This is a genomic window from Sinomonas sp. RB5, from assembly GCF_054063535.1.
Map to the genome: position 1 here is coordinate 309,054 of NZ_JBSSGJ010000001.1, position 25,509 is coordinate 334,562.

Below are 25,509 nucleotides of genomic sequence, written 5' to 3' on the forward strand. Positions count from 1 at the left end.
CAGCAGCTGGGGGCGGCGCCGTTGCTGCGTCCGGGCTCCTACAGGCGCTCGATGGTGATCGGCTCGGCCAGCAGGGCGCTGAGCGACTCGTTGAGGTCCTGCACGGCCACACCCTTCGAGTGCCTCTCGAGGTCCTCCTCGGAGGCCCAGAGCTCGGAGAGCACGAACCGGTCCTCTGACTCGTCGGTGATCTCGTACTGGAGGCAGCCGGGCTCGCGCTGGACCTCCTCGATCGCGATGTCGAGGGCGAGCTTGACGCGGAAGAACTCGCCCTCGTTGGGGATGAAGGTCGCCTTCAGGCGCACGGGATCAGTCATGGTCGCCAGCCTACCGAGTTGGTAGCTTTCATCCATGCAGAGCTCCTACACGGCAGGCGAGACGACGATGTCCCTGCTCGAAGAGACCATCGGCGCCAACTTCGCCCGCGCGGTCGGGCAGCACGCTGACCGGGAGGCCCTCGTGGAGGCGGCGGGAGACGGCCGCGCCGACGCCGCCCGCCGCTGGACCTCCGCGGAGCTCGCGCACGACGTCGATGCCGCCGCCCGCGGGCTCCTCGCCGCGGGCGTCGCGAAGGGCGACCGCGTGGGCATCTGGAGCCCGAACTGCGCCGAGTGGACGGTGGTCCAGTACGCGACCGCGGCCATCGGCGCCATCCTCGTCAACGTCAACCCGGCCTACCGCGCCCACGAGCTGCAGTTCGTGGTCCGGCAGAACGGCATGCGCATGCTCGTCGTCGCGCCCAGCGACCGCACGAGCGAGTACGTCGCCATGGCCCGCACCGCGCTCGCCGAATGCCCCGACCTGCGCGAGCTCGTGTTCCTGCCGGCGCCCCACGCCCCGGGCGAGGCCGTGTTCGAGCCCGGCGTGCCGGCGTCGGGCGAGGAGACCACCTGGGAGGCCCTCGTGGCCCGCGCGGGCGAGGTGCCGGCGTCGGCCGTCGAGGAGCGGGCGGCGATGCTCTCCGCGGAGGACCCGATCAACATCCAGTACACGTCCGGCACCACGGGGTTCCCCAAGGGCGCCACGCTCACGCACCGGAACATCCTCAACAACGGGTTCGCGATCGGCGAGCTGCTCGGCTACACCCCGGAGGACCGGGTGGTCATCCCGGTGCCGTTCTACCACTGCTTCGGCATGGTCATCGGCAACCTCGCGGCGTACTCGCACGGCTGTGCCACGATCCTGCCCGGCCGCGGCTTCAAGCCCGACGCCGCCCTGCGGGCCGTCCAGGACTTCGGCGGCACCTCCCTCTACGGCGTCCCGACCATGTTCATCGCCGAGCTCGCGCTGCCCGACTTCGGCTCCTACCGGCTCGGCACGCTCCGCACCGGGGTCATGGCCGGCTCGACGTGCCCGGTCGAGGTCATGGAGCGGGTCATCTCCGACATGCACATGGAGGGGGTGGCCATCTGCTACGGCATGACCGAGACCTCCCCGGTCTCCACCATGACCCGTGCGGGGGACTCCCTCGCCCAGCGCACGGGCACCGTCGGACGGACGATGCCCAACCTCGAGAGCAAGGTGGTGGACCCGGCGACCGGCGAGACCGTGGAACGCGGGGCCATCGGGGAGCTGTGCACCCGCGGCTACGCCGTGATGGCCGGGTACTGGGACCAGCCCGACAAGACGGCCGAGGCCATCGACGCGGACGGCTGGATGCACACGGGCGACCTCGCCCGGATGGACGAGGACGGCTACGTGATGATCGAGGGGCGGATCAAGGACATGGTGATCCGCGGGGGCGAGAACGTCTACCCGCGCGAGATCGAGGAGTTCCTCTACCGGCACCCGGACATCCAGGACGTCCAGGTCATCGGGGTTCCCGACCCGACCTACGGCGAGGAGCTCATGGCGTGCATCATCCTCCGGCCCGGCGCGCAGCCGCTCACCGCCGAGGACATCGCGGAGTACTGCAAGGGTGAGTTGGCGCACTACAAGGTGCCGCGCTACGTGGACATCCGCGACTCGTTCCCCATGACCGTCTCCGGGAAGGTCCGCAAGGTCCAGATGCGCGAAGAGGCGGTCGCGCGGCTGGGGCTCGGGGAGGCCTCGCCGGCCTAGGGCCGTGCCGTGAGGTCGAACCAGACCTCTCCCTCGCAGATTGCGGTCACCCGGACGGTGTAGCCGGCGTACTCGGCCGTCTCGCCGACGGTCAGCCCGGGGAACTCCTTCGGACCGCCCAAGGCGGGATCGTCGGCGATGAGCGAGAGGTCCACCGTGGCGGGGTCCGCCGCCGGCCTGGCCGAGACGAGGCGGACCCGGGGCGTCGCGTCGGCGCCCCGGGGCGAGACCGGCAGCAGCGGATACGAGCCGTTGACGGACGGGACCAGCTTGTAGGCGCCGGTGTGCTGGCATGCGGCCACGGTGGTTCCTTTCGCGGAGGACTGCGGGGGCGGGGACGCGGGCGCGGCCGACCCGCACCCGGCGAGGACGGCGACGGCGAGGGCCGCGGCGGCTGCGCCCGCTGCGCCCGCGAGGAGGGACGGGCCGGTGGGCCGCCCGGACGCGGCGTTCCGGGTGCGCGCCCTCATCGGCTCACCACCGTCGCGTTCTGGAAGTACGCCGCGTACTGGTCCCTCGTGATGACGAGCTTCGTCTCCGACGGGCCCCAGGGATTCTGGAGCACCACCTTGTCGCCGTCCATGCCGGTGGCGAAGAACTCGTGCCCGGCGATGTAGCCGCTGGGGGCACCGTCCGGCTTGGTGCCGAACGTGGAGACGATGGCGGGGCGGCGGTCGCGCACCGCATCCCAGAGTGTGGCCGGGTCGTGGTCCTGGGCGGTGGAGGACGGCGTGAGGTACTTCAGTACGTCCGGGCCGTAGTTTCCCTCGATCGCCCGGTAGTGCCCCGGTCCGTAGACCGCGTCCCCCGGGCCGTCGCGGCCGTCGTCGTCGGTGTACACCTGGGCGAGCGCCTTCTCGACGTAGGCGTTCCAGTTGCCGCCGGGACCCGGCTTGGCACCCTTCTGGCCGCCCTGGCCGTCATCGGGGAGCGACGCGGAGACCGTGACCCATCGCTCGTGGCCGCCATCGTAGAGCTTGACGGACACCGTGCCGTTGCCGTTGTCTGCCACGTGGTCGCGGGCCCAGTTCGGATCCGCGGTGACGAGTGCTCCCGCGGCGGAATCGACCGCGCACGTGCCGTACCCACCTTGGCGGATGTCCTCGGGCCCCTGAGGGTGGGCTGAGACCACCGGCCCTGCAGGGGTCATCCAGCGGTTGCTGGCGTCGCCGCCCTGGCCCCGGGCCTGGTCGCCCATCGCCTGGGCGTCCGGCTGGGCCCAGGGGATGAGGCTTCCGACCCGGGCCACCTGTCCGGGGGAGGCCTTGGCGAGCATGGTGTCCAGAAGGGACTGGCGGTCGAAGGCGCTGGTGCCGTCCCAGTCGAAGAGGCCGCCGTTGCCGCCTGCCACGGTCTGTCCGAGCCTGCGGAGCTCGACGTCCGAGCAGCTGCGCAGGAATTGGTCGAGCTCAGCCGGGCTGAGCGCGGCCAGCGCGGCGCGGAGTGCGGCGATGTCCCCCTCGTTTCCGCCGAAGAAGTCTCCGAGGCCGCCATCGGTGGCCGCATCGTGCAGCCGGCCCTTGAGATCGTCCAGCTGTCTCGTGGTCAGGTCGGCGGCGCCCGGGTCGGGGAAGCGGGGCGTGGAGTGGTCTGCGGTGGGGCCGGCGTCGGAGCTGACCGGATCGGGTGCCGGCGCGCCCGAGGGCGGCCGGGTGCCGCCCTGCCCGCCCTCGCCGTGTCCGCCCTGGCCCGCGCTGCCGAGTTCGCTGCTCGTCGCCTCCTGCGCGTCCGCGTTGCGGAGCATGGTCTCCCCGGCGGACTTCACCCCGGTGGCCACTAGGAGCAGCTGGGGCCTCGCGGAGCCGAACCACGCCGCCCCGAACGCCTCGGCGTCCTGACCTGCCCAGATCCCGTCCAGGCGCACGAGACGGTCCACGTCCCGGGACGTCTGCTCGAGGCGTCCCGCGCGTGCAAGCATCGCGCGGGCCGCGCCCCGCAGCGCCTCGACGTCGGCGCCGACCTTTTCCCCCACGTGGACCCCCCTCACGTGCCTCGCCGCGGCCGTGTCCGGCCGCACCCGCTCTGCCCCCTCACCCTAGCGGGCGCGCCGCGGGCCCACGATGGGGAGGGCTCCCCGGCCTCGGGGCAGCACCGACTGCCGAGGTCATGGCTGGGGCGGCGGTCCCGGTGGGTGCGGCGGTCGCGGGTGGTGCGGTGGTCCCGGCTCGTGCGGGCGGTGCGGAGGTCCCGGCTCGTGCGGGGGCTGCGGGTGCGGGGGCACCCCAGATGATGGTGAAGGCGGAGGCGGCGCCCCGGGTTGTGGGGGAGCAGGGTGCTCTGGCCCGGCGTCCGGGGACCCGACCTCGGCGTCCGAAGAGGTGACCTCGGCGGTGCCGGAGTTGCCAGCGTCAGCAGGGAGTCCGTAGTGCTCCCGGAGCTGGGCCGCCTGGTCCCTGCTGAGGCCGCCGCGGTCGGAGGCGACGCGCGGCGCGGACCGGACGGCGTCGGCGTCGAACGCGACGCGTACGGCGGAGCCGTCCACACTCGCTCCGTCCAGCGGGACGAACCGCTGGGTGATCCCGAAGAAGCCGGCGCGGACGGACACGAAGGCGGGCCAGGACCCGGAGGTGTCCAGCACGATCTGGTCGATCGAGCCGAGGTCCGTGCCGTCGGAGCCGATCAGCCGGCCGCCGGCCTCGAGCACTCCGTCAAGCTCTGCGCGGGTGACCATGCGCCGATCCTCTCACGCCGCGGGCCCGGGTTACCCGAGGGCCGCGAGCAGGGCCGCCGGGACCACCATCAGCGGGACCAGTACGGCGCCGGCCGCGGCGTACCCCCACCACGAGATGCCCACGCCGAGCCGCCGCAGCTGCTCGTGCCAGATGAGCGTCGCGAGGGACGCCCACGGGGCCACGAGCGGGCCCGCGTTCACCCCGACGAGCAGGGCCACGAGCCGCGCCGGGCCGCCTGCTGCCTGCTCGAAGGCCAGATACGCGGGCAGGTTGTTGACCACGTTGGCGCCCACGGCCCCCGCGGCCGCGACCCGCACGAGGCTGCCGGGGCCGTCGCCGGTGCCGAGCACCGCGGCGGCGAGCTCGCGAGCGCCGACGTACTGCAGCGCCTCCATCACGAGGAACAGGCCCGCCGCGAAGACGAGCAGCTGCCAGGGCACGAGCGCCCACCGCAGCACCGTGCGGCGCCGGATGCCGAAGGCGACGAGGAGGACGAGCGCGGCCGCCGTCGCCGGGATCCACACGGGCACCCCGGTCACGAGGGCCGGGAGGAGGAGCGCGAGGACGCCGGCGCCGAGGCCGAGCAGCACGGGGTCCCTCGTGGACGCCTGGGCGCCCTGGGCCTCGTCCGGATCGGACTGGACGCGGCCCAGCCGGACGCTGTTGTAGCGCCCCGCCAGCTCGCGGCGGAACACGAGGGCCACCGCCGCGACCGGCACGGCCGCGCACCACAGCGCGGGCAGCGCCATGCGTGCGGCGAACTCCCCCGGGGAGACGGAGCCGAGCGCGTGCAGGGCGAGGAGGTTGGTGAGGTTGGAGACGGGCAGCAGCAGCGAGCCGGTGTTCGCCAGCCACACTGTGGTGAGCGCGAAGGGCAGCGGCGGCAGGCCGCAGCGCCGCGCGAGGACCACCACGATCGGGGTCAGCAGCACCGCCGTCGTGTCGAGGGAGAGGAACACGGTGGCGGCCAGGGACAGGCCGACCACGAGCAGCCACAGCACCCACACACGCCCGCGGCCCCAGCGCCGGAAGTAGGAGGCCATCCACTCGAACAGCCCGGCGGCGTTGAGGAGTTCGGTCACCACGGTGATGGAGGCGACGAAGGCGAGAATGGGGCCGACGCGCTCGGTCAGGGCGCCGACCGCGGGCCATGGCAGGATGCCCACGGCCGCAGCGGCGGCGCCGAGGACGAGCAGCAGGGCTCCGACGACGGCCAAGGGCATGGGCACAGTCTAGGGTCGCCCCTCAGCGCCGGCGGTGATCCTGGATCGTGATCCTCGCCCCATAGCGCGGGGCACGCACCCCCGACAGGCCGAGGAGCCGGACGATCCGCTGCCGGTGGCCGCGCCACGGCTCGAGGAGGCGCAGCATGCCGGTGTCATCGGTGCGCTCGCCGGTGAGGGCGTAGCCCACGAAGTGCGCGAGGTGGTAGTCGCCCACCGAGATCGAATCGGGGTCTGCATGCGTGCGCTGGGTGACTTCGGCGGCGGTCCACACGCCGATGCCGGGGATGCTCTGCAGGGCCGCCGAGGCCTCGGCCGCGGTGCGCGCGGCGAGGCGCTCGATCCCCGCGGCGGAGCGCAGTGCCCGCATCACGGTGTCCGAGCGCTGCGGGCCGACGCCGGCCCGGTGCCACTCCCAGGAGGGGATCCCGAGCCAGGCCCGTGCGTCCGGGGCGACCATGAGGCCGGCCGGGGCGAACTGCCCGGCGCCGGGCGCGGGCGTGCCGTAGCGGCGCACGAGGTACCGGTAGGCGCGGCGGGCCTCGAGGGTCGTGACCTTCTGCTCGAGGATGGTGGGCACGAGGGCCTCCACCATCCGTCCCGTGGCTGGCAGCCTGAATCCGGGGTGGCGCCGTCTCGTCTCCCGGACCAGGCGGGGGAGCCCGGCGAGGAAGGCCGCGTCGTCGAACGCGGACCAGTCGTCGTGCAGGCCCAGCATCGCCGGCGCCGAGGCGACGGCCGACGCCGCTCCGTCGCCCCACGCGCGCACCGTCACCGTTCTGGGGCGGCCGGGGGCGCGCTGGTGGGTGGCGAGGAGGGAGACGGTGCCTTCCGGAGTCGCGAAGGCGGCCCAGAGTCCGCCCGGATGGGGCGCGAAGCTGGGGTCGCCGTCCCCGCGCTGGAGGGGGAACCAGGTCGCGGCCAGGGAGTAGTGCTCCGGTGCCTCCCAGGTGCCCTCGGCGTCCGCGCGCCGTGGAGCCGAGCCTGCCTCCGGAGGCGCCGCGGCGGGGGCCGCGGTCCGAGGGGGCGGGGGAGCGAGCGTCACCGGAGCATCATGCCACGGGGCGCCGACAGAAGCTGACAGGGGTGTCCTTCTGCCCTAGCGGCTGCGCGCGCGCGGGGCGAGAATCCGACTGCCTGAGGGTTCCACGAGCAGGAGAGGACTGCAGCGCCATGGCTGGAGGAGTTGTCCATTTCGAGATCCCCCTCGACGACGTGGAACGGGGCCGCCGGTTCTTCGCCGAAGCGTTCGGATGGGAGATCAACCCGTTGCCGGAGATGGAGTACACCCTGGTGGGGACCACGCCGCTGGACGAGCAGGGCAGGCCTGCAGAGGCCGGCTCGATCAACGGCGGGATGTTCGCCCGCGGCGCCCAGGCGCCCTCGTCCGCGCCGGTGGTCACCATCGACGTCGAGGACATCGACGCAGCGCTAGCGAAGATCGAGTCCCTCGGCGGCTCCACGGTCCTCCCGCGGATGCCCGTGGGGGAGATGGGCTTCACCGCGTACTTCAAGGACACGGAGGGCAACGTCCTGGGGCTGTGGGAGACCCGCAGGCCGCAGGTCGGGTAGCGGCCCCGTCCCGGCAGGGCGGGAGGGGCTCACCTGAAGTCGCGGCTGGCCGTCTTCGCCTTCAGGGGCAGCGCCTCGAGCCGGTCCGCGACCAGGTTCGTCACGCCCTCCTTCGAGCGCTCGAGCATCCCGCGGATGACCATGGCGGGCGCGGCCTGCGCGGTCCGCCGGTAGCGGGTCCAGACCCCGATGCTGCACACCACATTGAGGATCCCCGTCTCGTCCTCGATGTTCATGAAGGTGATGCCCTGCGCGGTCTGCGGCCGCTGCCGGTGGGTCACGATCCCGGCCACCTCGATCCGGCCCCCCGGCGCCGCGGTCCCCAGCTGGCTGATCTGCAGGACGCCGCGCGCGTCGAGGCGGCCGCGGGCGTGGCGCAGCGGGTGGTCGTCGGTGGCGACGCCGGTGGCCCACAGGTCGTAGGCCACGGCGTCCTCCGCGGCCAGTTCGGGCAGGAGCGGCGGCTGGACGTAGGGCTGGGACCCGGGGAGCTGGCCCGGCCGCTCGAGGGCTGCTGCCCCCGACTGCCACAGGGCCTCGCGCCGGGTGAGGCCGAGCGAGTCCAGGGCCCCGGCCGAGGAGAGCGCCTCGAGCTGCTCCGCCGTGAGCCCGGTGCGCCGGGACAGCTCGGCCAGCTCCCGGAAGGGGCCCCCGGCCTCGCGCTCTGCGACGATCCTCTCGGCGAGGTCCTGGCCGATGCCGCGCACGCTGGAGAGCCCGAGCCGCACCGCGCGGCTCCCGTCCCGCCGGTGGGCGGCCCCCTCATTCGGGGCCTGGGGGTCGAAGGGGCCGAGCGGGGGCTGGACCCGGTCCAGGCACGTCTCCAGGCCCGGGCTTGCCGGGGCCTGCGTCGAGGCCCCCGGCCCCGGGGCGTGCGGTGAGCCCGCCGCCGGAGCCTCCCGGCCGGCGTCGTCCGCCCCATCATGCGTCCCATCATGCGGCTCGAGGCACGCGTCCGCGCGGGAGCGGAGGATGTCCGGGCGGAGCACCGTGACGCCGTGCCGGCGCGCGTCCGCCACCAGGGTCTGGGGCGAGTAGAAGCCCATGGGCTGGGCCCGCAGGAGCGCGGCGAGGAAGGCGCCGGGGTAGTGCAGCTTGAGCCACGAGCTCGCGTACACGAGCACCGCGAAGCTGATGGAGTGGGACTCGGCGAAGCCGAAGTCGGCGAACGCTGCGATCTGGGTGTAGATCGCCTTCGACTCCTCGGGCGTCAGCCCGTTCGCGGCCATGCCGGCGAAGAGCTTCTCCTTCAGGCTCCCGATCTTCTCGACCCCTCGCTTGGAGCCCATCGCCCGGCGCAGCAGGTCGGCGTCCTCGGCCGTGCAGCCGCCGATCGCCATGGCCATCTGCATGAGCTGCTCCTGGAACAGGGGCACCCCCAAGGTGCGCTCGAGCACCGGCTCGAGCAGCGGGTGCGGGTAGGTCACCGGCTCCTCGCCCGCACGCCGGCGGATGTAGGGGTGGACCGCGCCGCCCTGGATCGGCCCGGGCCGGATGAGGGCGATCTCCACCACGAGGTCGTAGAAGCACCGGGGCCGCAGCCGCGGGAGCGTGCTCATCTGCGCCCTCGACTCGACCTGGAACACGCCCACCGAGTCGGCGCGGCACAGCATGTCATAGACGGCGGGCTCCTCCTTGGGGAGGTCCTCGATCCGCCAGCGCACCCCGAAGTGCTCCTCGACCAGGTCGAAGCAGTACTGGAGGGCCGCGAGCATCCCGAGGCCGAGCAGGTCGAACTTGACCAGGCCCATCCACTCGCAGTCGTCCTTGTCCCACTGCAGGACCGTCCGGTTCTCCATGCGTGCGTGCTCGATCGGCACCACCTCGCCCACCGGCCGCTCCGTGAGCACCATGCCGCCGGAGTGGATGCCCAGGTGGCGCGGGTAGCCGAGGAACTGCTCGGCGAGGGCCACGACGCGTGGCGGGATGCCGTCGGCGTCGTCGGACCCGGCGGCCGAGAGGGCGTCCCACCGCTCGAGCCGCTTGGACCAGGCGTCCTGCTGTCCGGGGCCGTAGCCCAGGGCCTTGGCCGCGTCCCGCACCGCGTTCTTGGGCCGGTAGCTGATCACGTTGGCGACCTGGGCGGCGTTGGCGCGGCCGTACTTCGCGTACACGTGCTGGATGACCTCCTCGCGCCGGTCCGAGTCGAAGTCGACGTCGATGTCCGGCTCCTCCTCGCGCAGGCTCGAGAGGAACCGCTCGAACGGCAGCCGGTACGCGATGCTGTCCACCGCCGTGATCCCCAGCAGGTAGCACACGGCCGAGTTGGCCGCCGAGCCGCGGCCCTGGCAGAGGATGCCCCGGCTGCGGGCGAACTGGACGATCTCGTGCACGATGAGGAAGTAGCCCGGGAAGTCCTTCTTCTCGATCACCGCGAGCTCCTTCTCGAGGCGCTCGCGGACCTCCTCGGGCGGCACGGGCCCCCGCCAGCCGGGTCCCGGGACGCCGTACCGGTCCGCGAGGCCGAGCTCCACGAGGTCCCGCAGGTGGGACATCGGCGTGCTGCCCTCCGGGACCTCCTGCTTCGGCAGCCTCGGGCGGGCGGAGCGCAGGGGGAAGGCCAGCGCTCCGGCGAGGCGCACGGTGTTCTCCACCGCGCCGGGATAGCGCGCGAACCGGTGCGCCATCTCGGCCCCGCTGCGCAGGTGCGCGCCGTCGGTGGCGGGCAGCCAGCCGTCGAGCTCGTCGAGGCTGCGCCGGGCGCGCACCGCCGCGAGCGCCGTCGCGAGGGGGTGCCGGGACGGTGCGGCGAAGTGCACCGCGTTCGTGGCCACGCACGGCAGGTCCAGGCGGGCGGCGAGGGCGGCGAGGGCGTCGTTGTGGTCGGTGTCGAGCGGGCTGCCCTGGTCGTAGAGCTCCACGGCGACCCCGTCGTGGCCGAACAGCTCCACGAGCGTCCGGACGGCGCGCTCGGCGGCCGCCTCCCCGTGGTCGACGAGGGCCCTGCGGACCACGCCCTTGCGGCACCCGCTGAGTACCACGCAGTGCCCGCGCAGGCGCTCGGCGAGGTCTTCGAGGACGAACACGGGCCGGCCCTTCTCCGCCTCCCGGGCGAGCTGCCCGGCGGTGATGGCCCCGGCCAGCCGGTGGTACCCCTCCTCACCGCGGGCCAGGACGAGCAGGTGCTCGCCCTCCGGGTCAGGCCGCCCGTTCTGCGGGGCGGACAGGCCCAGCGAGAGCTCGGCGCCGAACACGGTGGCCAGCCCGTAGGCCTCGGCGGCCTCGGCGAGGCGCACCGCCCCGTAGAAGCCGTCGTGGTCCGTGATGGCGATCGCGGACAGGCCCAGCCGCACGGCCTCCTCCACGAGCTCCTCCGGCGAGGATGCCCCGTCGAGGAAGCTGTAGTGCGAGTGGACGTGCAGCTCCGCGTAGGGCACGGCCGCGGGCGAGCCGACCGACGACGGCGACCGGCCGCCGTCGTGCGCGCCCGCAGTCTGGGCGTCGGTTCCGTCCCCGCCCCCGGCGCGGGGTCCGCCGGAGAGCGCGGGGAGGGGGATGTAGGGGCCGCGCTTGCGGGACCAGGCCGGGCTGTCCCCGCCGTCGTGCTCGACCGGGGCCCGGCCGGCTCCGGTGCGTCCGCGGAGCTCGTCCGCGGTGACCTCCTTGCCGTCGAGGATGTCGTGGAGCTGCCGCCAGGGGATCGGCGGATTGGTCCACCCCATCGGTTCCTCCCTCAGTTCTCAGTCGTCGCCGGCTCTGGTCGTACCGGCCTCAGTCGTACCGGGCCTCGGCCCACCATCGGCCGTCCTCGCCCAGCAGCAGCCAGGCCTCTCCCTCGCTGTCGAGGATCTGGAAGCGTTCCGCCCGCCGGCTCCCTTCCGCGTCCCACCACCTCTCGCGCAGCGGCCAGGGCCCTGCCCAGCTGCGCACAGCGCGCCGGGCCGTGCCCGGGTCCGGGGAGAACCAGGCCGGCGCGGAGGCGAGGTGCCCGCGGTCGTCCACCTCGAGGGGGCGCGCATCGTCGCCGAACAGCGCGACGGGCAGGGGTTCGGGGAAGACCGTGGCGGGCAGGGGCGGCGGGACGGCCCCCGGCCAGGGCCGGGAGGCGAGGTCCGAGGTCCCGGCCGGGGCCTCCTCGCCCCAGGGCACGAGAAGGCAGCGCTCTGCCAGGAGCCGGCCGCCGGCCGCGGCCGGCTGCAGCACCGATCCGTGCCCCAGCATCGTCTGGAGGCGGTGCAGGCCGTGGTCGAGCCGCTCGTCCACGCCGCCGAACAGCGTCTGGGTGCGCCGCCCGAGGAGGTCCACCCGCTCCGGGGCCAGGCGGATCTGGACCACCGGGGCCGCCAGCGCCTCGCCCGTGGAGCGCCACGGGGTGCGGTGCCGGGCCGCGCCCTCGGGGCCGCCGGACTGCAGCTGCCAGCGGACCCGGTCGACCGCGTCGCCGGGCCCGAACTGGTGCGGGTGCCCCCACGAGCGCTCGGAGCGGCCCCCGGCGTCGTCGGTGATCTGCACCCGCAGCTGCGTGCAGGCGAGCCCCGCGCGCACGAGCCCGGCGACGAGGTCCTCGGCGACCGGGCGGAGGGCGAACGCGATCTGGTCGATGCGCTCGAGCCCGGGCTCGAAGTCCGCCGAGCGGTCGAGCGGCTCCGGCGGGACCCGGGGCAGGACGGGCCGGGGGTCCCGGCCCCGTGCCCGGGCATGGGCGGCGAGGCCCTCGGCGCCGAATCGGGAGCGGACCTCGGCGGCGGGCAGCGCCGCGAAGTCCTCGAGGGTGCGCAGGCCCAGCCGCGTCAGGAGGGAGGCGATCTTCGCATCGCCGAGGGCCGCGACGGGCAGGGGCGCGAGGAACCGGGCCGAGGCGCCCGGCTCCACGATCCGCAGGGGAGAGAGCTCCTGGGTGCCCCGCGCGGCCTGTTCCGCGGCGAAGACCGAGTCCGCGATCCCCGCCCGGGCCTCGAGCCCCAGCCGGGAGACGGCCTCGAGGGCGGCGCCCCCGGCACCCTGCTCGCTGCCGTAGTAGCGGGCCGCGCCCGGTGCCCTGAGGGCGCACAGGCCGGGGCGGAGCACCTGCACGCCCGGGACGGCGGTCTCGAGGGCCCGCACCACGGGTTCGAACTCCCGGGCCGAGCGCTCCGGGTCCGCGGGAACCTTGACGAGCTCGGGGCAGCGCGCCTGCGCCTCGCGCACCCGCAGGCCCCGGGCCACGCCGACGGCCCGCGCCGGGGCGGAGCACACGGACACGAGGCCCTTCTCGATCACGGCCGCCGCGGCCTGGTCCGGCACGTCCCCGGCCAGGTGCGCGGCCACGAGGGGCCAGTCCGGGAACCACAGCACGAGCGCCCGGGGCGGCTGGGCAGGGCCCGTTGCCGGGCTCACGGCCGGCTCCCCGCTCCCTGGCGGGGGACGCGGACCGGGAGGGCCAAGGTCTCGGGGGAGGCGAGGTCCACGGTCGCGGTGCGGACGCGCCCGCGGTGGTTCGCCCGGAGCTCCACGAGGTGGCGCGCCAGATGCCCGTGGCCCCGGCCGAGGCCCTCCCAGCTGGACCCCGTCAGGCTCAGCGTGGCCTCGCTCTGGGGCCAGGGGCCCAGGACCAGCAGCACGCCGGACCGCTCGCGCAGCCGCGAGGCGAGCCGGGAGGCCTCGCCGGCCCGCGCCGCCGAGGGCGGGCGGACCAGGACCAGCGGCAGCACGTCGACGAGGGCCCCGACCGTGGCGAGCCAGTCTGCCCCCGGGTCCGGCACGAGCACGAGGCGGTCGAGGGCGATGCCGAACCCGGCGGCCGCCTCCGCGCCGAAGTCCGGGATCCCGGCCACGCCGCACCACTGACCCTCGGCGGACGGCGCGGCCAGCAGGGCCATCGCGACGGAGAGGTGGGTGTCGAGGGAGTAGGCGGCCCCGCCGCGGAGCCCCGCGGGGAACAGGGGCGCCAGGCACGGGAGCACGGGGTGCGAGCCCTGGCGGTTCCGCCGGCCCTGCAGGGTGTGGATGCGTTCCTGGAGCTCGCGCAGCTGCCCCGCGGCGGCCGCCGCGGGATCGGAGCTGAGGGCGAGGGACATACTTCAATTCTCGAAAACATGTTCGAATAAGTCAATCGGGGAAGGAGCGCCGTTCGAAACTTCGGGCTGTGCGTGAACCCCCGAGTCGCCCGCCTCTGCGCGTCCGGGCCCAGAGGCTACAGTGGGGGTCGTGAAGTACGCCAAGTCCGTCGTCGAACTCATCGGGCACACGCCCCTCGTCCAGCTGAACAAGGTCACCGAAGGCATCAAGGCGACGGTCCTGGTCAAACTCGAGTACCTCAACCCCGGCGGCTCCATCAAGGACCGCATCGCGCTGAAGATGATCGAGCAGGCGGAGGCGGACGGCAAGCTCGGCCCCGGCGGCACCATCGTCGAGCCCACGAGCGGCAACACCGGCGTGGGCCTCGCCCTGGTGGGCCAGCAGAAGGGCTACCGGTGCATCTTCGTGGTCCCGGACAAGGTCGGCGAGGAGAAGCGCGCCGTGCTCGCGGCCTACGGCGCCGAGGTCGTCGTCACCCCGACCGCCGTCCCGCCGGACTCCCCGCAGTCCTACTACGGCGTCTCCGACCGGCTCGTCAGCGAGATCCCCGGTGCGTTCAAGCCGGACCAGTTCTCCAACCCGGGGGCCCCGGCCAGCCACTATGAGACCACCGGCCCGGAGATCTGGGCCGACACCGACGGCAGGATCACGCACGTGGTCATCGGCGCCGGCACCGGCGGCACCATCACCGGCACCGGCCGGTACCTCAAGGAGGTCTCCCGGGACCGGCCCGCCTCCGAGGGCGGCCAGGTCAAGGTCATCGGCGCGGACCCCGAGGGCTCCGTCTACTCCGGCGGCACCGGCCGACCGTACTTCGTCGAGGGCGTCGGCGAGGACATGTGGCCGGGGAACTATGACAAGTCCGTCCCGGACGAGGTCCTGGCCGTCAGCGACGCCGAGTCCTTCGCCATGACGCGCCGGCTCGCCCGCGAGGAGGGCCTCCTCGTCGGCGGCTCCTCCGGCATGGCCGTGGCCGCCGCCCTGCGTGTGGCGAAGGACCTGCCTGAGGACGCGGTCGTCGTCGTCGTCCTGCCCGACTCCGGGCGCGGCTACCTCGCCAAGATCTTCAACGACGACTGGATGCGCTCCTACGGTTTCCTCCCGGGCCAGGACGAGAAGACGGTCGGGGACCTGCTCAAGGGCAAGGACGGCCGCCTCCCGGACCTCGTCCACACCCACCCCAACGAGACGGTCCGCGACGTCATCGACATCATGACCGAGTACGGCGTGGGCCACCTGCCGGTCCTCTCGACCGAGCCCCCGGTGGTCATGGGCGAAGTGCTCGGCGCCGTGGACGAGCGCTCGCTGTCCGCCAAGCTGTTCCGCGGCGAGGCGATGCTCACCGACAAGATCTCCGAGCACATGGGCCCGCGGCTGCCCGTCATCGGCTCCCTCGAGGGCCAGGCGGAGCTGCGCAAGATGCTCAGCGAGGACGACGCCGTCATGGTCACCTTCGTCGGTGCGCCCGTCGGCATCCTCACCCGCCACGACCTCCTGGCCAACCTCAACAAGTAAGGGAGACCCCCATGCCTGAGCAGGGCGAGAAGACCACCGGATTCAACACGCGGGCCGTCCACGCCGGCCAGGAGTTCGAGCCGCGGACGGGCGCCGTCGTCCCACCGCTGCACTTCTCCTCCACCTATGCCCAGGACAGGATCGGCGGCCTGCGCTCCGGCTACGAGTACGGCCGCGGCGGCAACCCGACCCGGGACGCGCTGCAGGAGCAGCTCGCGGCACTCGAGGGCGGCTCCCACGCCTACTCCTTCGGCTCGGGCCTGGCCGCCGAGGACGCCCTCATCCGCGCCCTGTGCTCGCCGGGGGACAGGATCGTGCTCGGCAACGACGCCTACGGCGGCACCTACCGCCTCATCTCCCGGGTCCTCGCCCCGTGGGGGATCGCCAACAAGCCCGTCGACATGTCGGACCTCGACGGCGTGCGCGCCGCCGTCGCCGAGGGCGGCGCCCGCCTCGTGTGGGTCGAGACCCCCTCGAACCCGATGATGAAGGTCACCGACATCGCCGCCCTCGCCGAGCTCGCGCACGACGCCGGGGCCCTCCTCGTCGTGGACAACACCTTCGCGTCCCCGTACCTGCAGAACCCCCTCGCCCTCGGCGCGGACGTGGTCGTCCACTCGACCACCAAGTACATCGGCGGGCACTCGGACGTGGTCGGCGGGGCCGTCGTCGTCAACGACGGCGAGCTCGCGGAGAAGATCGGCTTCGTCCAGTTCGCGGTCGGCGCCGTCTCCGGCCCCATGGACGCCTTCCTCACCACCCGCGGCCTCAAGACGCTCGGGGTGCGCATGGAGCGCCATTCGGACAACGCGCAGAAGATCGCCGAATGGCTCGTGGGCCGCCCGGGCATCGAGCGGGTGCTCTACCCGGGCCTGCCCGAGCACCCGGGCCACGAGCTCGCGGCGAGGCAGATGCGCCGGTTCGGCGGCATGGTCTCGGTGCAGTTCGCGGGCGGCGAGGCCGCGGCGCGCACAGTCGCCGAGTCCACGCGGCTGTTCACGCTCGCCGAGAGCCTCGGCGGCATCGAGTCGCTCATGAACTACCCGTCCGAGATGACGCACGCGTCCGTCAAGGGCACCGAGCTGGCCGTCCCGGTCAACCTCCTGCGCCTCTCCGTCGGCATCGAGGACGTCGAGGACCTCATCGCCGACCTGGACGCGGCGATCTCGCGGCTCTGACCCGCCCCGCCCGCTGTTCGGTCCTCTCACCCGCCCTCCTTTCCTCACCCTCCCTCCTTTCCTCACCCGCCCTCCTTTCCTCACCCTCCCTCCCACCCTTTACTCTCCAAGGACTCCTTCCATGCCGCAGACCTCACCTGCGAAGTCCGGGTTCACCCGGGCGCCGTGGTTCCGGCCGACGGCGGTCGGCGTCGGCGCCGTCGTCGTGCTCGCGATCGTCGTGCTCGGCGCGAAGTGGCTGCGCAGCACCGCGGCGGTCTCGCAGTTCATCGCGACCTATCCCGGCCACGCCCCGCTGCCCAGCTGGGCCCCCGACGGGCTGCCCGCGTGGCTGAACGTGCTGCACTTCCTGAACATGATGTTCCTGACGCTGATCGTGCGCACGGGCCTGCAGGTCCGCTTCACGACCCGGCCGCAGGGCTACTGGAAGCGCAGCAACAAGGGGTTCTTCAAGACCAAGGGCCAGCCCAAGAAGATCAGCCTCGACCTGTGGCTCCACCTGTGCCTGGACGCCCTGTGGGTGCTGAACGGGATCGTGTTCTTCGTGCTCATGTTCGCCACCGGCCACTGGGTGCGCCTCGTGCCGACCTCGTGGGACGTCTTCCCGCACGCGGTGTCCGCGGCCCTGCAGTACGCCTCGCTCGACTGGCCGCTCGAGGACGGCTGGGTCAACTACAACGCGCTCCAGCAGCTGACCTACTTCGCGGTCGTGTTCATCGCCGCACCGCTCGCGATCCTCACGGGCCTGCGCATGTCCGCCGTGTGGCCCACGAACGCCAAGGCCCCCCGCCTCAACAAGGCCTACCCCATGGAGTGGGCCCGCGCCGTGCACTTCCCGGTCATGGGCTTCTTCGTGGTCTTCGTGATCGTCCACGTGGTGCTCGTGCTCACCACCGGGGCGCTGAAGAACCTCAATCACATGTTCGCCGCGCACGACGGCGGGGACTGGCTCGGGTTCATCTTCTTCGCCATCGGCGTGCTCCTCATCGCCGGCCTCTGGCTCCTCGCGCGGCCGCTGTTCCTGCGGCCGGTGGCCTCGCTCATGGGCACGGTGACCCGGAACTGACCCGGAACCCCCCGGGCAGGCGGGCACCTGCCGGGCCGCCTGCCACAATGGCCGCATGAGCCAGCGGATCCCGTTCCTCCCGGCGCCCGAGCACCGGCTCCGGCTCGCGGAGCTCGGCGTCCTCGACCGCCGGCGCACCCTGCTCGGGCTCGTCCTTGCCGCGCTCCTGCCCGCGCTGGTCCAGCTCGCCGCCACCCCGCTGCTCGCGGACGGCCGGGGCGGGCGCGCGGTCGCGACCGTCGAGCTCCTGCAGCTGCTCGCCGCGGTCCTCGTCGCCCTCGTGGGCGGGCTGTGGCCCGCGGTCATCGCGGCCGTGGCGGGGAGCCTCCTGCTCAACTGGTTCACCGCCGAACCCGTGGGCAGCCTGAGCGTGGCGCACCCGGAGGCCGTCGTCGGCCTCCTCGTCTTCCTCGCCGTCGCGTGCGCGGTGGCCCTCGCCGTGGGCGCCGCGACGCGCCGCTACGAGCAGGCCACGCGCGCGGCAGCGGAGGCGGACGCCATGACCGAGCTCGCCCTCGGCATCCTCGGCTCGACCGGCGGGACGGAGGAGTTCCTCGAGCGGGTCCGCTCGACCTTGGGCCTGCGCGCCGTCACGCTGCTCGCCCGGCGCCCCGCGGACGGCCCCGCGGCCGCCTCCGGGCAGGCCGCCGGCTGGGACGTGCTCGCCACCGCGGGGGAGGCGCCCCCGGTCTCGCACGCCGCGGCGGACGACGCCGTGGCCCCCGACGGCTACTACACCCTCCTCGCCGCGGGGCATCCGCTGGACGACGGCGAGCGGCGCACCCTCCAGGCCTTCGGCGTGTACCTCGTCGCGATGCGCGAGCGCGCCCAGCTGGCCCGCAGCCGGGAGGCCAACCGGCGCCTCGAGGAGGGCAACACGATCCGCACCGCGATCCTCCAGGCCGTCTCCCACGACCTGCGCACCCCGCTGGCCGGGATCAAGCTCAGCGTGAGCAGCCTGCGCCAGGCCTCCGTCGAGTTCACCCCGGAGGAGGAGGCCGAGCTCCTGGGCACCATCGAGGACTACACGGACCGCCTCTCCCACGTGGTCGGGAACCTGCTGGACATGTCCCGCATCTCCGCCGACACCGTCCGCCCGCTCCTGCGCCCGGTCACCTGGCGCGAGGTCCTGCCCCGGGGGCTCGCGGGCCAGGACCGCGTGGCCGACCTCATCCCCGCCAACGCGCCGGCGGTCGACGCCGACCCGGTGCTGCTCGAGCGGGCCGTGGCCAACCTCGTCGAGAACGCCCTGCGGTACGCCCCGGGGGCCGCCGTCGAGCTCACCGCACGCAGCGGCATGCAGGACGAGCGCGGCCGCCCCTGCGGGGTGCTCCGGGTCGTGGACCACGGCGCCGGCATCCCGCCCGAGGACCTCCTCGTCGTGTTCCGACCGTTCCAGCGACTCGGCGACGTCACGGCCCAAGGGGGCGTGGGGCTCGGCCTCGCCGTCGCCAAGGGCTTCGTGGAGGCGATGGGCGGGCGCATCGAGGCCGAGGAGACGCCCGGGGGAGGGCTCACCATGTCCGTCTCCCTCCCGCTCTCCCAAGGCGTGCGGGCTCCGGGGGCCGGGGCGCCGGGGATGGCCGCATGAGCCAGGCGCCCCAGGCCCCCGACCGCACCACGGTCCTCATCGTCGAGGACGAGGCGCGGTTCGCCCGGGCCCTGCAGATCAACCTCCGGGTCCACGGGTACGAGGCCGTCACCGCGCCCACGGGCGAGGACGCCCTCGAGATCGCCGCCGAGCGCAGCGTGGACATCGTGGTGCTGGACCTCGGCCTGCCCGGCATCGACGGGATCGAGGTGATCCGGCGGCTGCGGGGCTGGACGGACCTGCCCATCATCGTCCTCTCCGCCCGGCACGGCTCCGAGGACAAGGTCGAGGCCCTCGACGCCGGGGCGGACGACTACGTGACCAAGCCGTTCGGGCTCGAGGAGCTGCTGGCGCGGCTGCGGGCTGCCGCCCGCCGGGGGGCCCGGAGCGGCGAGGCGCCCCGCCTGCAGACCGGCGACCTGAGCGTGGACCTCGCCGCGCGGCGCGTGGTCGTCAGGGGCGCCGAGGTCCGCCTTACGCCCACCGAGTGGAACATCCTCGCCCTCCTCGTGCGGCGCGCGGGCCAGCTCGTGACCCAGCGGGAGATCCTCACGCAGGTGTGGGGCCCCGCGTACGCGAAGGAGACCCAGTACCTGCGCGTGTACCTGGCCCAGCTGCGGCGCAAGCTCGAGGAGGATCCCGCCCATCCCCGGCACCTGCACACCGAGGCCGGCATGGGCTACCGCTTCGATCCGTGAGCGCTCCCGCATGGGGCGCCGCGGGTACGCTGGTGGCCATGAAGACCGCCCGCGTCGTCGCCGTCTGCCGAGTCCACCAGCTGCTCGCCGATGCCGGCTCTGTGGGGGTGACGGGGATCGACAAACGGCCGGTCGAGGGACCGGTGCGGATCCGGCGCCTCGGCCTGCGCGGGGACGTCCAGGCCGACCGCGCGAACCACGGCGGCGAGGACAAGGCCGTGTACGCCTATTCGGAGGACGACGCCGCGCTCTGGGCGCGCGAGCTCGGCCGCGAGATCCCGCCCGGGCTCTTCGGGGAGAACCTCCGCGTCGAGGGGATCACCGCGAGCAACGCCGTGATCGGCGAACGCTGGCGCTTCTCCTCGGGAGCGCTGCTCGAGGTGACGATGCCCCGCATCCCGTGCGCGACCTTCGCCCGGCGCATGGGCGAGGACGGCTGGGTCTCGTGGTTCACCCGCGCAGGACTCTCCGGGGCCTACCTGAGGGTCCTCACGCCCGGGGACGTCGAGGCGGGCTCCCAGTTCGGGATCGAGCACGTGCCCGACCACGGGGTGCGCGTCGGCGCCTGGCTCGCGGACCCGACCGCGGAGATGGCCGAGGCACTCCTCGACGCCGAGGCCGACGGCGGGCTGCGCCTCGCCCCGGCGCTGCGGAAGTACGTGGTGGCCGCCGTGGAGCGCGACAGCGAGTAGGGCCGGGGCCCGACTGTGCCCGACCTCACGGCGCCCTGGCCGCCCGAGGTGAGGGCCGGCGTCGTGCGTCCTGTATGATGGATGCATCCCCCACTTTCCGGAATTCCCTTCTCCTGCCCAATTCTTGAGGCAGGACTGGTGCGTGTTGGGGCCCGCGGAGCGGGCAATTGCATAGGGGAGTCCGGCTGAAGCAAACGCTGTACGGGTGCATGTGGTGCCGAATGCAGCGTAGGAGCCCTGCCTGGGATTGAGAGAGCGCCGGGCCTGAGTAACTGACCGACGACGAGCCTCCCCAGGCTCCCCACTGCGAGGACACACGCATGCCTGAAACCATCGAGACCCCCGTGATCACCGACGCCGAGGTCACCCCGACGGGCGCCGAGATCACCCCCGAGACCCGCGAGGTCACCCCGACGGACGCCGAGACCACCGCGGACGACGCCGAGACCACCGCGGACGACGCCGCGCCCTCCTCCGAGGACGACGGCACCCCCCGCTTCACCGACCTCGGCATCGACGGCCGCGTCCTCGCGGCCCTCGCCGACGTCGGCTACGAGAAGCCGTCCCCCATCCAGGCGGCGACGATCCCGCTCCTGCTCGAGGGCCGCGACGTCGTGGGCCTGGCCCAGACCGGCACCGGCAAGACCGCCGCGTTCGCCGTCCCCGCGCTCTCGCGCCTCGCCGAGCTGCACGACCTCAACGGCCCCTCCCGCGCCACCCAGGCGCTCGTGCTCGCCCCGACCCGCGAGCTCGCGCTCCAGGTGGCCGAGGCCTTCACCTCCTACGCCAAGCACCTCGAGGACTTCACCGTCCTGCCGGTCTACGGCGGCTCGGCCTACGGCCCCCAGCTCGCGGGCCTCCGCCGCGGCGCCCAGGTCGTGGTCGGCACCCCCGGCCGCGTGATCGACCACATCGAGAAGGGGTCCCTGGACCTCTCCGAGCTGCAGTACCTCGTCCTGGACGAGGCCGACGAGATGCTCCGGATGGGCTTCGCGGAGGACGTCGAGCGCATCTTCCAGGAGACCCCGGACGGCCGCCAGGTGGCGCTGTTCTCGGCGACCATGCCCTCGCAGATCCGACGCATGTCGAAGCAGTACCTCAACATGCCGGAAGAGGTCACGGTCAAGTCCCAGACCACCACTGGGAAGAACATCCGCCAGCGCTACGTCCAGGTCATGGGCGCGCACAAGCTCGATGCCCTCACCCGCATCCTCGAGGTCGAGGAGTTCGACGGCGTCATCGCGTTCGTCCGCACGAAGATGGCCACCGAGGACCTCGCCGAGAAGCTCAAGGCCCGGGGCTTCCAGGCCGCCGCGATCAACGGCGACATCGCCCAGGCCCAGCGCGAGCGCACGGTCGAGGCGCTGCGCGAGGGCAAGATCGACATCCTCGTCGCCACCGACGTCGCCGCCCGCGGGCTCGACGTCGAGCGCATCAGCCACGTCGTGAACTACGACATCCCGCACGACACCGAGAGCTACGTGCACCGGATCGGCCGCACCGGCCGCGCCGGCCGCAAGGGTGACGCGATCCTGTTCATGACCCCGCGCGAGAAGTACCTCCTGCGGGCCATCGAGAAGGCCACGCGCCAGGCGGTCGAGCAGATGCACCTGCCCACGGCCGAGACGGTCAACTCGCTGCGCATGAGCAAGTTCGCCGACCGGATCACCGAGACGCTCGAGTCCGAGGACGTCTCGATGTTCCGCGACCTCATCGCCTCCTACGAGAACGAGCACGAGGTGCCGGCGGCGGAGATCGCTGCCGCGCTCGCGGTCATGGTGCAGGGTGACACCCCGTTCTTCGTCAAGGAGCTCCCCTCCACTCCCGAGTTCCAGAAGCGCGACCGCAACAAGGACGGCTTCGGCTCCCGCGGCCCGTCCCGGTCGGTGACCGAGGGCAACGCGACGTACCGCATCGCCGTCGGCCGCCGCCAGCGCGTCATGCCGGGCTCGATCGTGGGCGCGCTCGCGAACGAGGGCGGCTTCCACTCGAGCCAGATCGGCGGGATCGACATCCGGGCGGACCACTCCCTCGTGGAGCTGCCTGCGGAGCTCTCCTCCGATCAGTGGAAGGCCCTGTCCAAGACCCGGATCGGCGGCGAGCTCATCAAGCTCGAGCTCGACTCGGGCCGCCGCCCCACCGGTGACCGCGGCGGCGACCGTGGTGGCGAGCGTGGCGGCTTCCGCGGCCGCAGCGACCGCGGCGACCGTGGCGGCGACCGCGGGTTCGGCGGCCGTCCGGACCGTGGTGGCCGCAGCGGCGGACGCGACCGCGACGACCGCGGGTATGCCGGCCGCGGCGGCTTCGGCGACCGCAAGCCGCGCCACGGCAAGGACAGCGGCCGCAGCCGCGCCTGGTGATCCACAGCGCCTGATGGACGAGCCCGTCCCCGGAGACCCGGGGGCGGGCTCGTCCCCTTTTCCCGGTCCGCGTTCCCGGTCCGGGGCCGGCCGCGGCGGCCGCCCGAGCGGGGGGAGCGGGGCGGGCCCAGCCGATTTGGTGGGGCCGCCGCTCTTCCGGTAAAGTATCTGTCTGTTGCCCCCCTAGCTCAGTGGTAGAGCGCCATCTTGGTAAGATGGAGGTCACGGGATCGATTCCCGTGGGGGGCTCTCGCAAGGAGGGTCCGCGTCAACCGGTGTTGGCCGGATGGCGCGGCCTTTTTCCTTGTCGTGGCGGTGTAGCTCAGCTGGTTAGAGCGCACGACTCATAATCGTGAGGTCCCGGGATCGAGTCCCGGCACCGCTACAGCAGGACCCCCGGGAGACCGGGGGTCCTTTTTCCTGTCCGGGCGGCCCGAGCCTGATTCCTCCCGCGGCCCTCTGGGTAAGCATCCTCAAAATGGTCCCAAGGCAATTCCGCTACACTCTCTCGGACCCGAACGAGAGGAAAGCATGACGGCAACAGCCACTGTCAGTTCAGCAGCGCCGGCCCGGCCCCGCGCGGGGGGCTTGGGCCATGTGCCGGCGCTCGACGGCATCCGCGCCCTCGCCATCATCCTGGTCGTGGTCTACCACGCCGTCATGCCGGTGCACTTCGGCGGTGCCGGTGGCGTGGACATCTTCTTCGCCCTCTCCGGCTTCCTGATCACCACCCTGCTCCTCGAGGAGCACGACGCGCACGGGGGCATCTCGCTGCGCCGCTTCTACCTCAGGCGCGTCATCCGGCTGTACCCGCCGCTGCTGATCATGCTGGCCGTGGTCTTCGTGCCGATTGCCGTCCTCATGGGCACCGGCAATGCCGCCTGGGGCTCGCTCATGGCGCTCTTCTACCTCATGCCGGTCGGCGCCGAGACGGGCGCCGACAGCCTCTCGGCCTATGCCCACACCTGGACGCTCGGGCTCGAGGAGTGGTTCTACTTCGTCTGGCCGCTCGCGCTCGTGCTCCTCGTGAAGGGCGCCCGGACGGTGCACGGCCAGCGCCGGCGGCGTGCCATCGCCGTCGCGGGTGCCGCGGCCGTCGGCCTCGGGACGTGGGCGCTCGTGCTCGAGGCCACCACGGGCCACATGTCCTTCATCCTCCGCGCCAGCGGCCTGTTCGCGGGCTGCGCGCTGGCCCTCGTCCTCCACGGCTCCGACCTCCGGGCGCGTGCCTGGCACGGCCTGCTCGGCGTGGCCCTCATCGGGTTCTCCGTGGTCCACTCCTCGATCGTGCCGCTCTCCATCATCCACACCCTCGCGGCGGCAGCCGGAACGCTGCTGCTCATCGTCGCGATCGTGCGCGGGGGCGACGGGCCCCTGCAGCGCCTCCTGTCGCTGCGCCCGCTGACCTACGTGGGCCGCATCAGCTACGAGATCTACCTCTGGCACTACCCCGTCCTGTGCGTGCTCGGCGTGCTCGCCCACTCGCAGTTCCTCGAGGTCGGAGCGATCGCGGGGCCGCTCTCGTTCGTGCTGGCGGCCGGTGCGCACGCCGCGACCAAGCCGCTCGTGGCCTGGCTGAGGGCCCGCACCGCCACCTGGGCTCCCCGCGCCGCCGTGCCCTCAGGGGCGCCGGCCTGACGCGGCAGGCCGCCTCGGGACGGCCTGCCGCCTGCGGCAGGGGGGGCCGCCCCCGGGTCTGCCCGCTAGGGGAGCTCGATCGCCAGGGCGCGGTCGGCCACGTCGTCGAGCGCCCGGCGCACCGCGCCGAGGGCCACCGCGTCGCCCCCGAGCGCGGACACCTCGACGCGCGGCGGCGTGTCCGTCAGGCGCGGGAGCTCCTGGCGGATTCCCGGCAGCAGGGCCGCGGCCGCGCCCGCCACCGCGCCCCCCAGGACCACGAGCTCTGGATTCAGGAGCGTGCCCAGCACCGCGACGACGCGGCTCATGTGCTCCGCGAGGCGGGCCAGGACGCCCAAGGCGCCCGGATCGCCGTCGCGCGCCGCCTCGAAGACCGCCTCCGCGGTGACCTCCGCCGGCGCGAGGCCCGCAAGGCCGCCCGCGGCCGCCGCCTCCGCACCCCACGCCCGGGCGAGCTGCCCGATGCCGTGGGGCCCCGCGGCGCCCTCGACGAGGCGCAGGAAGGACAGCTCGCCGGCGCCGCCGTGGCGGCCCCGCAGGAGCCGCCCCGATTCGAGCAGTCCCGCGCCCAGACGCTCCCCGGCGAGCACGACGGCGACGTCGTCCACCCCCTGCGCCGCACCGCGCCACTGCTCGGCCAGGGCCGCGAGGTTCGCGTCGTTCTCGAGGATCACGGGCCACCCGTGGCGCGCCCGCAGGCCCTCGGCGAGGCCCACATCGAACTGCTCCCAGAAGTCCCGGGGGGTCGCGATCCGGCCGTCCCTGTCCACGGGTGCGGCGACGCCCGCGGCTGCCGCGAGCACCCGTCCAGGCCGCGTGCCGGCCGCGGCGAGGGCAGCGAGCGCGGTGGCGCTCACGGTGTCCACGCGCCCTGCGGCGCCCGCCCCGGGGAAGGCCCCGCTGGCCGAGCCGAGGGTGCGGCCGCGGAGGTCGGCCACGAGCGCGGTCGTCTTCCCGGCGCCCATGTCGAGCCCGAGGACCACTCCGGCGTCGGCGCGGAAGGCAAAGGTCCGCGGCGGCCGCCCTCGGCCGGCCTCGGCCCGCTCGGGGTCGAGGCCGATGGCCCAGCCCCTGCGCACGAGGTCGTCGCCGACGGCGATCACGGTCGCCCGGCTCAGCCCCGTGGCATCCACGAGCTCCGTGGCGGTGAGGCCCGCTTCCGGGGCCTCCCTCAGCCGCCGCAGGACTGCCTCGGCATTCGCGAGCCGCACCACGTGCGGTCCTGCCGCAGGTCCCCTCCGCATCC

The 25,509-nt window shown here is 73.6% G+C and carries 20 protein-coding genes and 2 tRNA genes; 12 read left to right on the forward strand and 10 right to left on the reverse strand.

What is annotated here, in order from left to right; translation table 11 throughout:
- Window positions 1-38 precede the first annotated feature (38 nt).
- Window positions 39-317: a putative quinol monooxygenase gene (locus ACVWWH_RS01435; RefSeq protein ID WP_457315350.1), complete on the reverse strand. Its 279-nt coding sequence runs from the start codon at window positions 315-317 to the stop codon at window positions 39-41.
- A 34-nt stretch (window positions 318-351) separates the two neighbouring features.
- Here ACVWWH_RS01435 and ACVWWH_RS01440 point away from each other — a divergent pair, with 34 nt between their 5' ends.
- Window positions 352-2,061, forward strand: coding sequence for an AMP-binding protein (locus ACVWWH_RS01440; RefSeq protein WP_457315351.1), 1,710 nt, complete (start codon window positions 352-354; stop codon window positions 2,059-2,061).
- Here ACVWWH_RS01440 and ACVWWH_RS01445 read toward each other — a convergent pair.
- The 5 genes from ACVWWH_RS01445 to ACVWWH_RS01465 all read right to left on the reverse strand — a co-directional run bounded on the left by ACVWWH_RS01445 (window position 2,058) and on the right by ACVWWH_RS01465 (window position 7,001).
- Window positions 2,058-2,531 (reverse strand): hypothetical protein, encoded by a 474-nt coding sequence (locus ACVWWH_RS01445; protein WP_457315352.1) that lies wholly within the window; start codon window positions 2,529-2,531, stop codon window positions 2,058-2,060. The genes ACVWWH_RS01440 and ACVWWH_RS01445 overlap by 4 nt on opposite strands.
- Window positions 2,528-4,033, reverse strand: a complete 1,506-nt coding sequence (locus ACVWWH_RS01450; RefSeq protein ID WP_457315353.1) for a hypothetical protein — start codon at window positions 4,031-4,033, stop codon at window positions 2,528-2,530. Before ACVWWH_RS01450 ends, ACVWWH_RS01445 begins: the two co-directional genes overlap by 4 nt.
- A 132-nt stretch (window positions 4,034-4,165) precedes the next feature.
- Window positions 4,166-4,732 carry a PRC-barrel domain-containing protein gene (locus tag ACVWWH_RS01455; RefSeq protein ID WP_457315354.1) on the reverse strand — a complete coding sequence of 189 codons (567 nt, stop codon included), beginning with the start codon at window positions 4,730-4,732 and terminating at the stop codon, window positions 4,166-4,168.
- 30 nt (window positions 4,733-4,762) lie between these two features.
- A complete protein-coding gene (locus ACVWWH_RS01460) occupies window positions 4,763-5,956 on the reverse strand; it encodes an SLC13 family permease (protein ID WP_066502673.1) in 1,194 nt (397 codons plus the stop codon).
- A 22-nt stretch (window positions 5,957-5,978) separates the two neighbouring features.
- Complete coding sequence (locus ACVWWH_RS01465; protein ID WP_457315355.1) at window positions 5,979-7,001, reverse strand: DNA-3-methyladenine glycosylase family protein; 1,023 nt, start codon at window positions 6,999-7,001, stop codon at window positions 5,979-5,981.
- 128 nt (window positions 7,002-7,129) lie between these two features.
- Between ACVWWH_RS01465 and ACVWWH_RS01470 the strand changes: the two genes are divergently transcribed.
- Window positions 7,130-7,528 (forward strand): VOC family protein, encoded by a 399-nt coding sequence (locus tag ACVWWH_RS01470; RefSeq protein ID WP_457315356.1) that lies wholly within the window; start codon window positions 7,130-7,132, stop codon window positions 7,526-7,528.
- A 29-nt stretch (window positions 7,529-7,557) separates the two neighbouring features.
- Here ACVWWH_RS01470 and ACVWWH_RS01475 read toward each other — a convergent pair whose 3' ends face one another.
- Genes ACVWWH_RS01475 through ACVWWH_RS01485 form a run of 3 tightly spaced genes read right to left on the reverse strand, consistent with a single transcriptional unit; the run spans window position 7,558 to window position 13,524 of the window.
- Window positions 7,558-11,190, reverse strand: coding sequence for an error-prone DNA polymerase (locus ACVWWH_RS01475; RefSeq protein WP_457315357.1), 3,633 nt, complete (start codon window positions 11,188-11,190; stop codon window positions 7,558-7,560).
- 49 nt (window positions 11,191-11,239) lie between these two features.
- A complete protein-coding gene (locus tag ACVWWH_RS01480) occupies window positions 11,240-12,844 on the reverse strand; it encodes a DNA polymerase Y family protein (protein WP_457315358.1) in 1,605 nt (534 codons plus the stop codon).
- Window positions 12,841-13,524 carry a hypothetical protein gene (locus ACVWWH_RS01485; RefSeq protein ID WP_066499730.1) on the reverse strand — a complete coding sequence of 228 codons (684 nt, stop codon included), beginning with the start codon at window positions 13,522-13,524 and terminating at the stop codon, window positions 12,841-12,843. The genes ACVWWH_RS01480 and ACVWWH_RS01485 overlap by 4 nt, the downstream gene beginning before the upstream one ends.
- A 130-nt stretch (window positions 13,525-13,654) precedes the next feature.
- Between ACVWWH_RS01485 and ACVWWH_RS01490 the strand changes: the two genes are divergently transcribed.
- The 10 genes from ACVWWH_RS01490 (at window position 13,655) to ACVWWH_RS01535 (ending at window position 24,263) form a co-directional block, all read left to right on the forward strand.
- Complete coding sequence (locus ACVWWH_RS01490; RefSeq protein ID WP_066502669.1) at window positions 13,655-15,040, forward strand: cystathionine beta-synthase; 1,386 nt, start codon at window positions 13,655-13,657, stop codon at window positions 15,038-15,040.
- A gap of 11 nt (window positions 15,041-15,051) precedes the next feature.
- On the forward strand, window positions 15,052-16,218 hold the full coding sequence (locus ACVWWH_RS01495) for a cystathionine gamma-synthase (RefSeq protein WP_457315359.1): 1,167 nt from the start codon (window positions 15,052-15,054) through the stop codon (window positions 16,216-16,218).
- Window positions 16,219-16,339: 121 nt separating this feature from the next.
- A complete protein-coding gene (locus tag ACVWWH_RS01500) occupies window positions 16,340-17,284 on the forward strand; it encodes a cytochrome b/b6 domain-containing protein (protein WP_066499725.1) in 945 nt (314 codons plus the stop codon).
- Window positions 17,285-17,339: 55 nt separating this feature from the next.
- The gene (locus ACVWWH_RS01505) at window positions 17,340-18,875 is read left to right on the forward strand and encodes a sensor histidine kinase (protein ID WP_457315360.1); all 1,536 of its coding nucleotides are present in this window, start codon (window positions 17,340-17,342) and stop codon (window positions 18,873-18,875) included.
- Window positions 18,872-19,573, forward strand: coding sequence for a response regulator (locus ACVWWH_RS01510; protein WP_457315361.1), 702 nt, complete (start codon window positions 18,872-18,874; stop codon window positions 19,571-19,573). Before ACVWWH_RS01505 ends, ACVWWH_RS01510 begins: the two co-directional genes overlap by 4 nt.
- A 38-nt stretch (window positions 19,574-19,611) precedes the next feature.
- Window positions 19,612-20,265 carry an MOSC domain-containing protein gene (locus ACVWWH_RS01515; protein ID WP_457315362.1) on the forward strand — a complete coding sequence of 218 codons (654 nt, stop codon included), beginning with the start codon at window positions 19,612-19,614 and terminating at the stop codon, window positions 20,263-20,265.
- A 320-nt stretch (window positions 20,266-20,585) separates the two neighbouring features.
- Entirely contained in the window at window positions 20,586-22,625 is a 2,040-nt protein-coding gene (locus ACVWWH_RS01520; protein WP_457315363.1) for a DEAD/DEAH box helicase, read from the forward strand.
- A gap of 177 nt (window positions 22,626-22,802) precedes the next feature.
- Window positions 22,803-22,874: transfer RNA gene (locus ACVWWH_RS01525), tRNA-Thr, on the forward strand.
- Between the two features lie 62 nt (window positions 22,875-22,936).
- Window positions 22,937-23,010, forward strand: a tRNA-Met gene (locus tag ACVWWH_RS01530).
- 146 nt (window positions 23,011-23,156) lie between these two features.
- Window positions 23,157-24,263: an acyltransferase family protein gene (locus tag ACVWWH_RS01535; RefSeq protein WP_457315364.1), complete on the forward strand. Its 1,107-nt coding sequence runs from the start codon at window positions 23,157-23,159 to the stop codon at window positions 24,261-24,263.
- Window positions 24,264-24,328: 65 nt separating this feature from the next.
- Here ACVWWH_RS01535 and ACVWWH_RS01540 read toward each other — a convergent pair whose 3' ends face one another.
- A complete protein-coding gene (locus tag ACVWWH_RS01540) occupies window positions 24,329-25,477 on the reverse strand; it encodes an ROK family protein (RefSeq protein ID WP_457315365.1) in 1,149 nt (382 codons plus the stop codon).
- Between the last annotated feature and the right edge of the window lie 32 nt (window positions 25,478-25,509).

What these genes read in the sequence shown, in the direction of transcription:
- ACVWWH_RS01515 (WP_457315362.1), top strand. Translation starts at nt 19,612, where the DNA reads ATGAAGACCGCCCGCGTCGTCGCCGTCTGCCGAGTCCACCAGCTGCTC.
- ACVWWH_RS01510 (WP_457315361.1), top strand. Translation starts at nt 18,872, where the DNA reads ATGAGCCAGGCGCCCCAGGCCCCCGACCGCACCACGGTCCTCATCGTC.
- ACVWWH_RS01470 (WP_457315356.1), top strand. Translation starts at nt 7,130, where the DNA reads ATGGCTGGAGGAGTTGTCCATTTCGAGATCCCCCTCGACGACGTGGAA.
- ACVWWH_RS01505 (WP_457315360.1), top strand. Translation starts at nt 17,340, where the DNA reads ATGAGCCAGCGGATCCCGTTCCTCCCGGCGCCCGAGCACCGGCTCCGG.
- ACVWWH_RS01440 (WP_457315351.1), top strand. Translation starts at nt 352, where the DNA reads ATGCAGAGCTCCTACACGGCAGGCGAGACGACGATGTCCCTGCTCGAA.
- ACVWWH_RS01475 (WP_457315357.1), bottom strand. Translation starts at nt 11,190, where the DNA reads ATGGGGTGGACCAATCCGCCGATCCCCTGGCGGCAGCTCCACGACATC.
- ACVWWH_RS01520 (WP_457315363.1), top strand. Translation starts at nt 20,586, where the DNA reads ATGCCTGAAACCATCGAGACCCCCGTGATCACCGACGCCGAGGTCACC.
- ACVWWH_RS01445 (WP_457315352.1), bottom strand. Translation starts at nt 2,531, where the DNA reads ATGAGGGCGCGCACCCGGAACGCCGCGTCCGGGCGGCCCACCGGCCCG.
- ACVWWH_RS01435 (WP_457315350.1), bottom strand. Translation starts at nt 317, where the DNA reads ATGACTGATCCCGTGCGCCTGAAGGCGACCTTCATCCCCAACGAGGGC.
- ACVWWH_RS01500 (WP_066499725.1), top strand. Translation starts at nt 16,340, where the DNA reads ATGCCGCAGACCTCACCTGCGAAGTCCGGGTTCACCCGGGCGCCGTGG.
- ACVWWH_RS01455 (WP_457315354.1), bottom strand. Translation starts at nt 4,732, where the DNA reads ATGGTCACCCGCGCAGAGCTTGACGGAGTGCTCGAGGCCGGCGGCCGG.
- ACVWWH_RS01535 (WP_457315364.1), top strand. Translation starts at nt 23,157, where the DNA reads ATGACGGCAACAGCCACTGTCAGTTCAGCAGCGCCGGCCCGGCCCCGC.
- ACVWWH_RS01495 (WP_457315359.1), top strand. Translation starts at nt 15,052, where the DNA reads ATGCCTGAGCAGGGCGAGAAGACCACCGGATTCAACACGCGGGCCGTC.
- ACVWWH_RS01485 (WP_066499730.1), bottom strand. Translation starts at nt 13,524, where the DNA reads ATGTCCCTCGCCCTCAGCTCCGATCCCGCGGCGGCCGCCGCGGGGCAG.
- ACVWWH_RS01460 (WP_066502673.1), bottom strand. Translation starts at nt 5,956, where the DNA reads ATGCCCTTGGCCGTCGTCGGAGCCCTGCTGCTCGTCCTCGGCGCCGCC.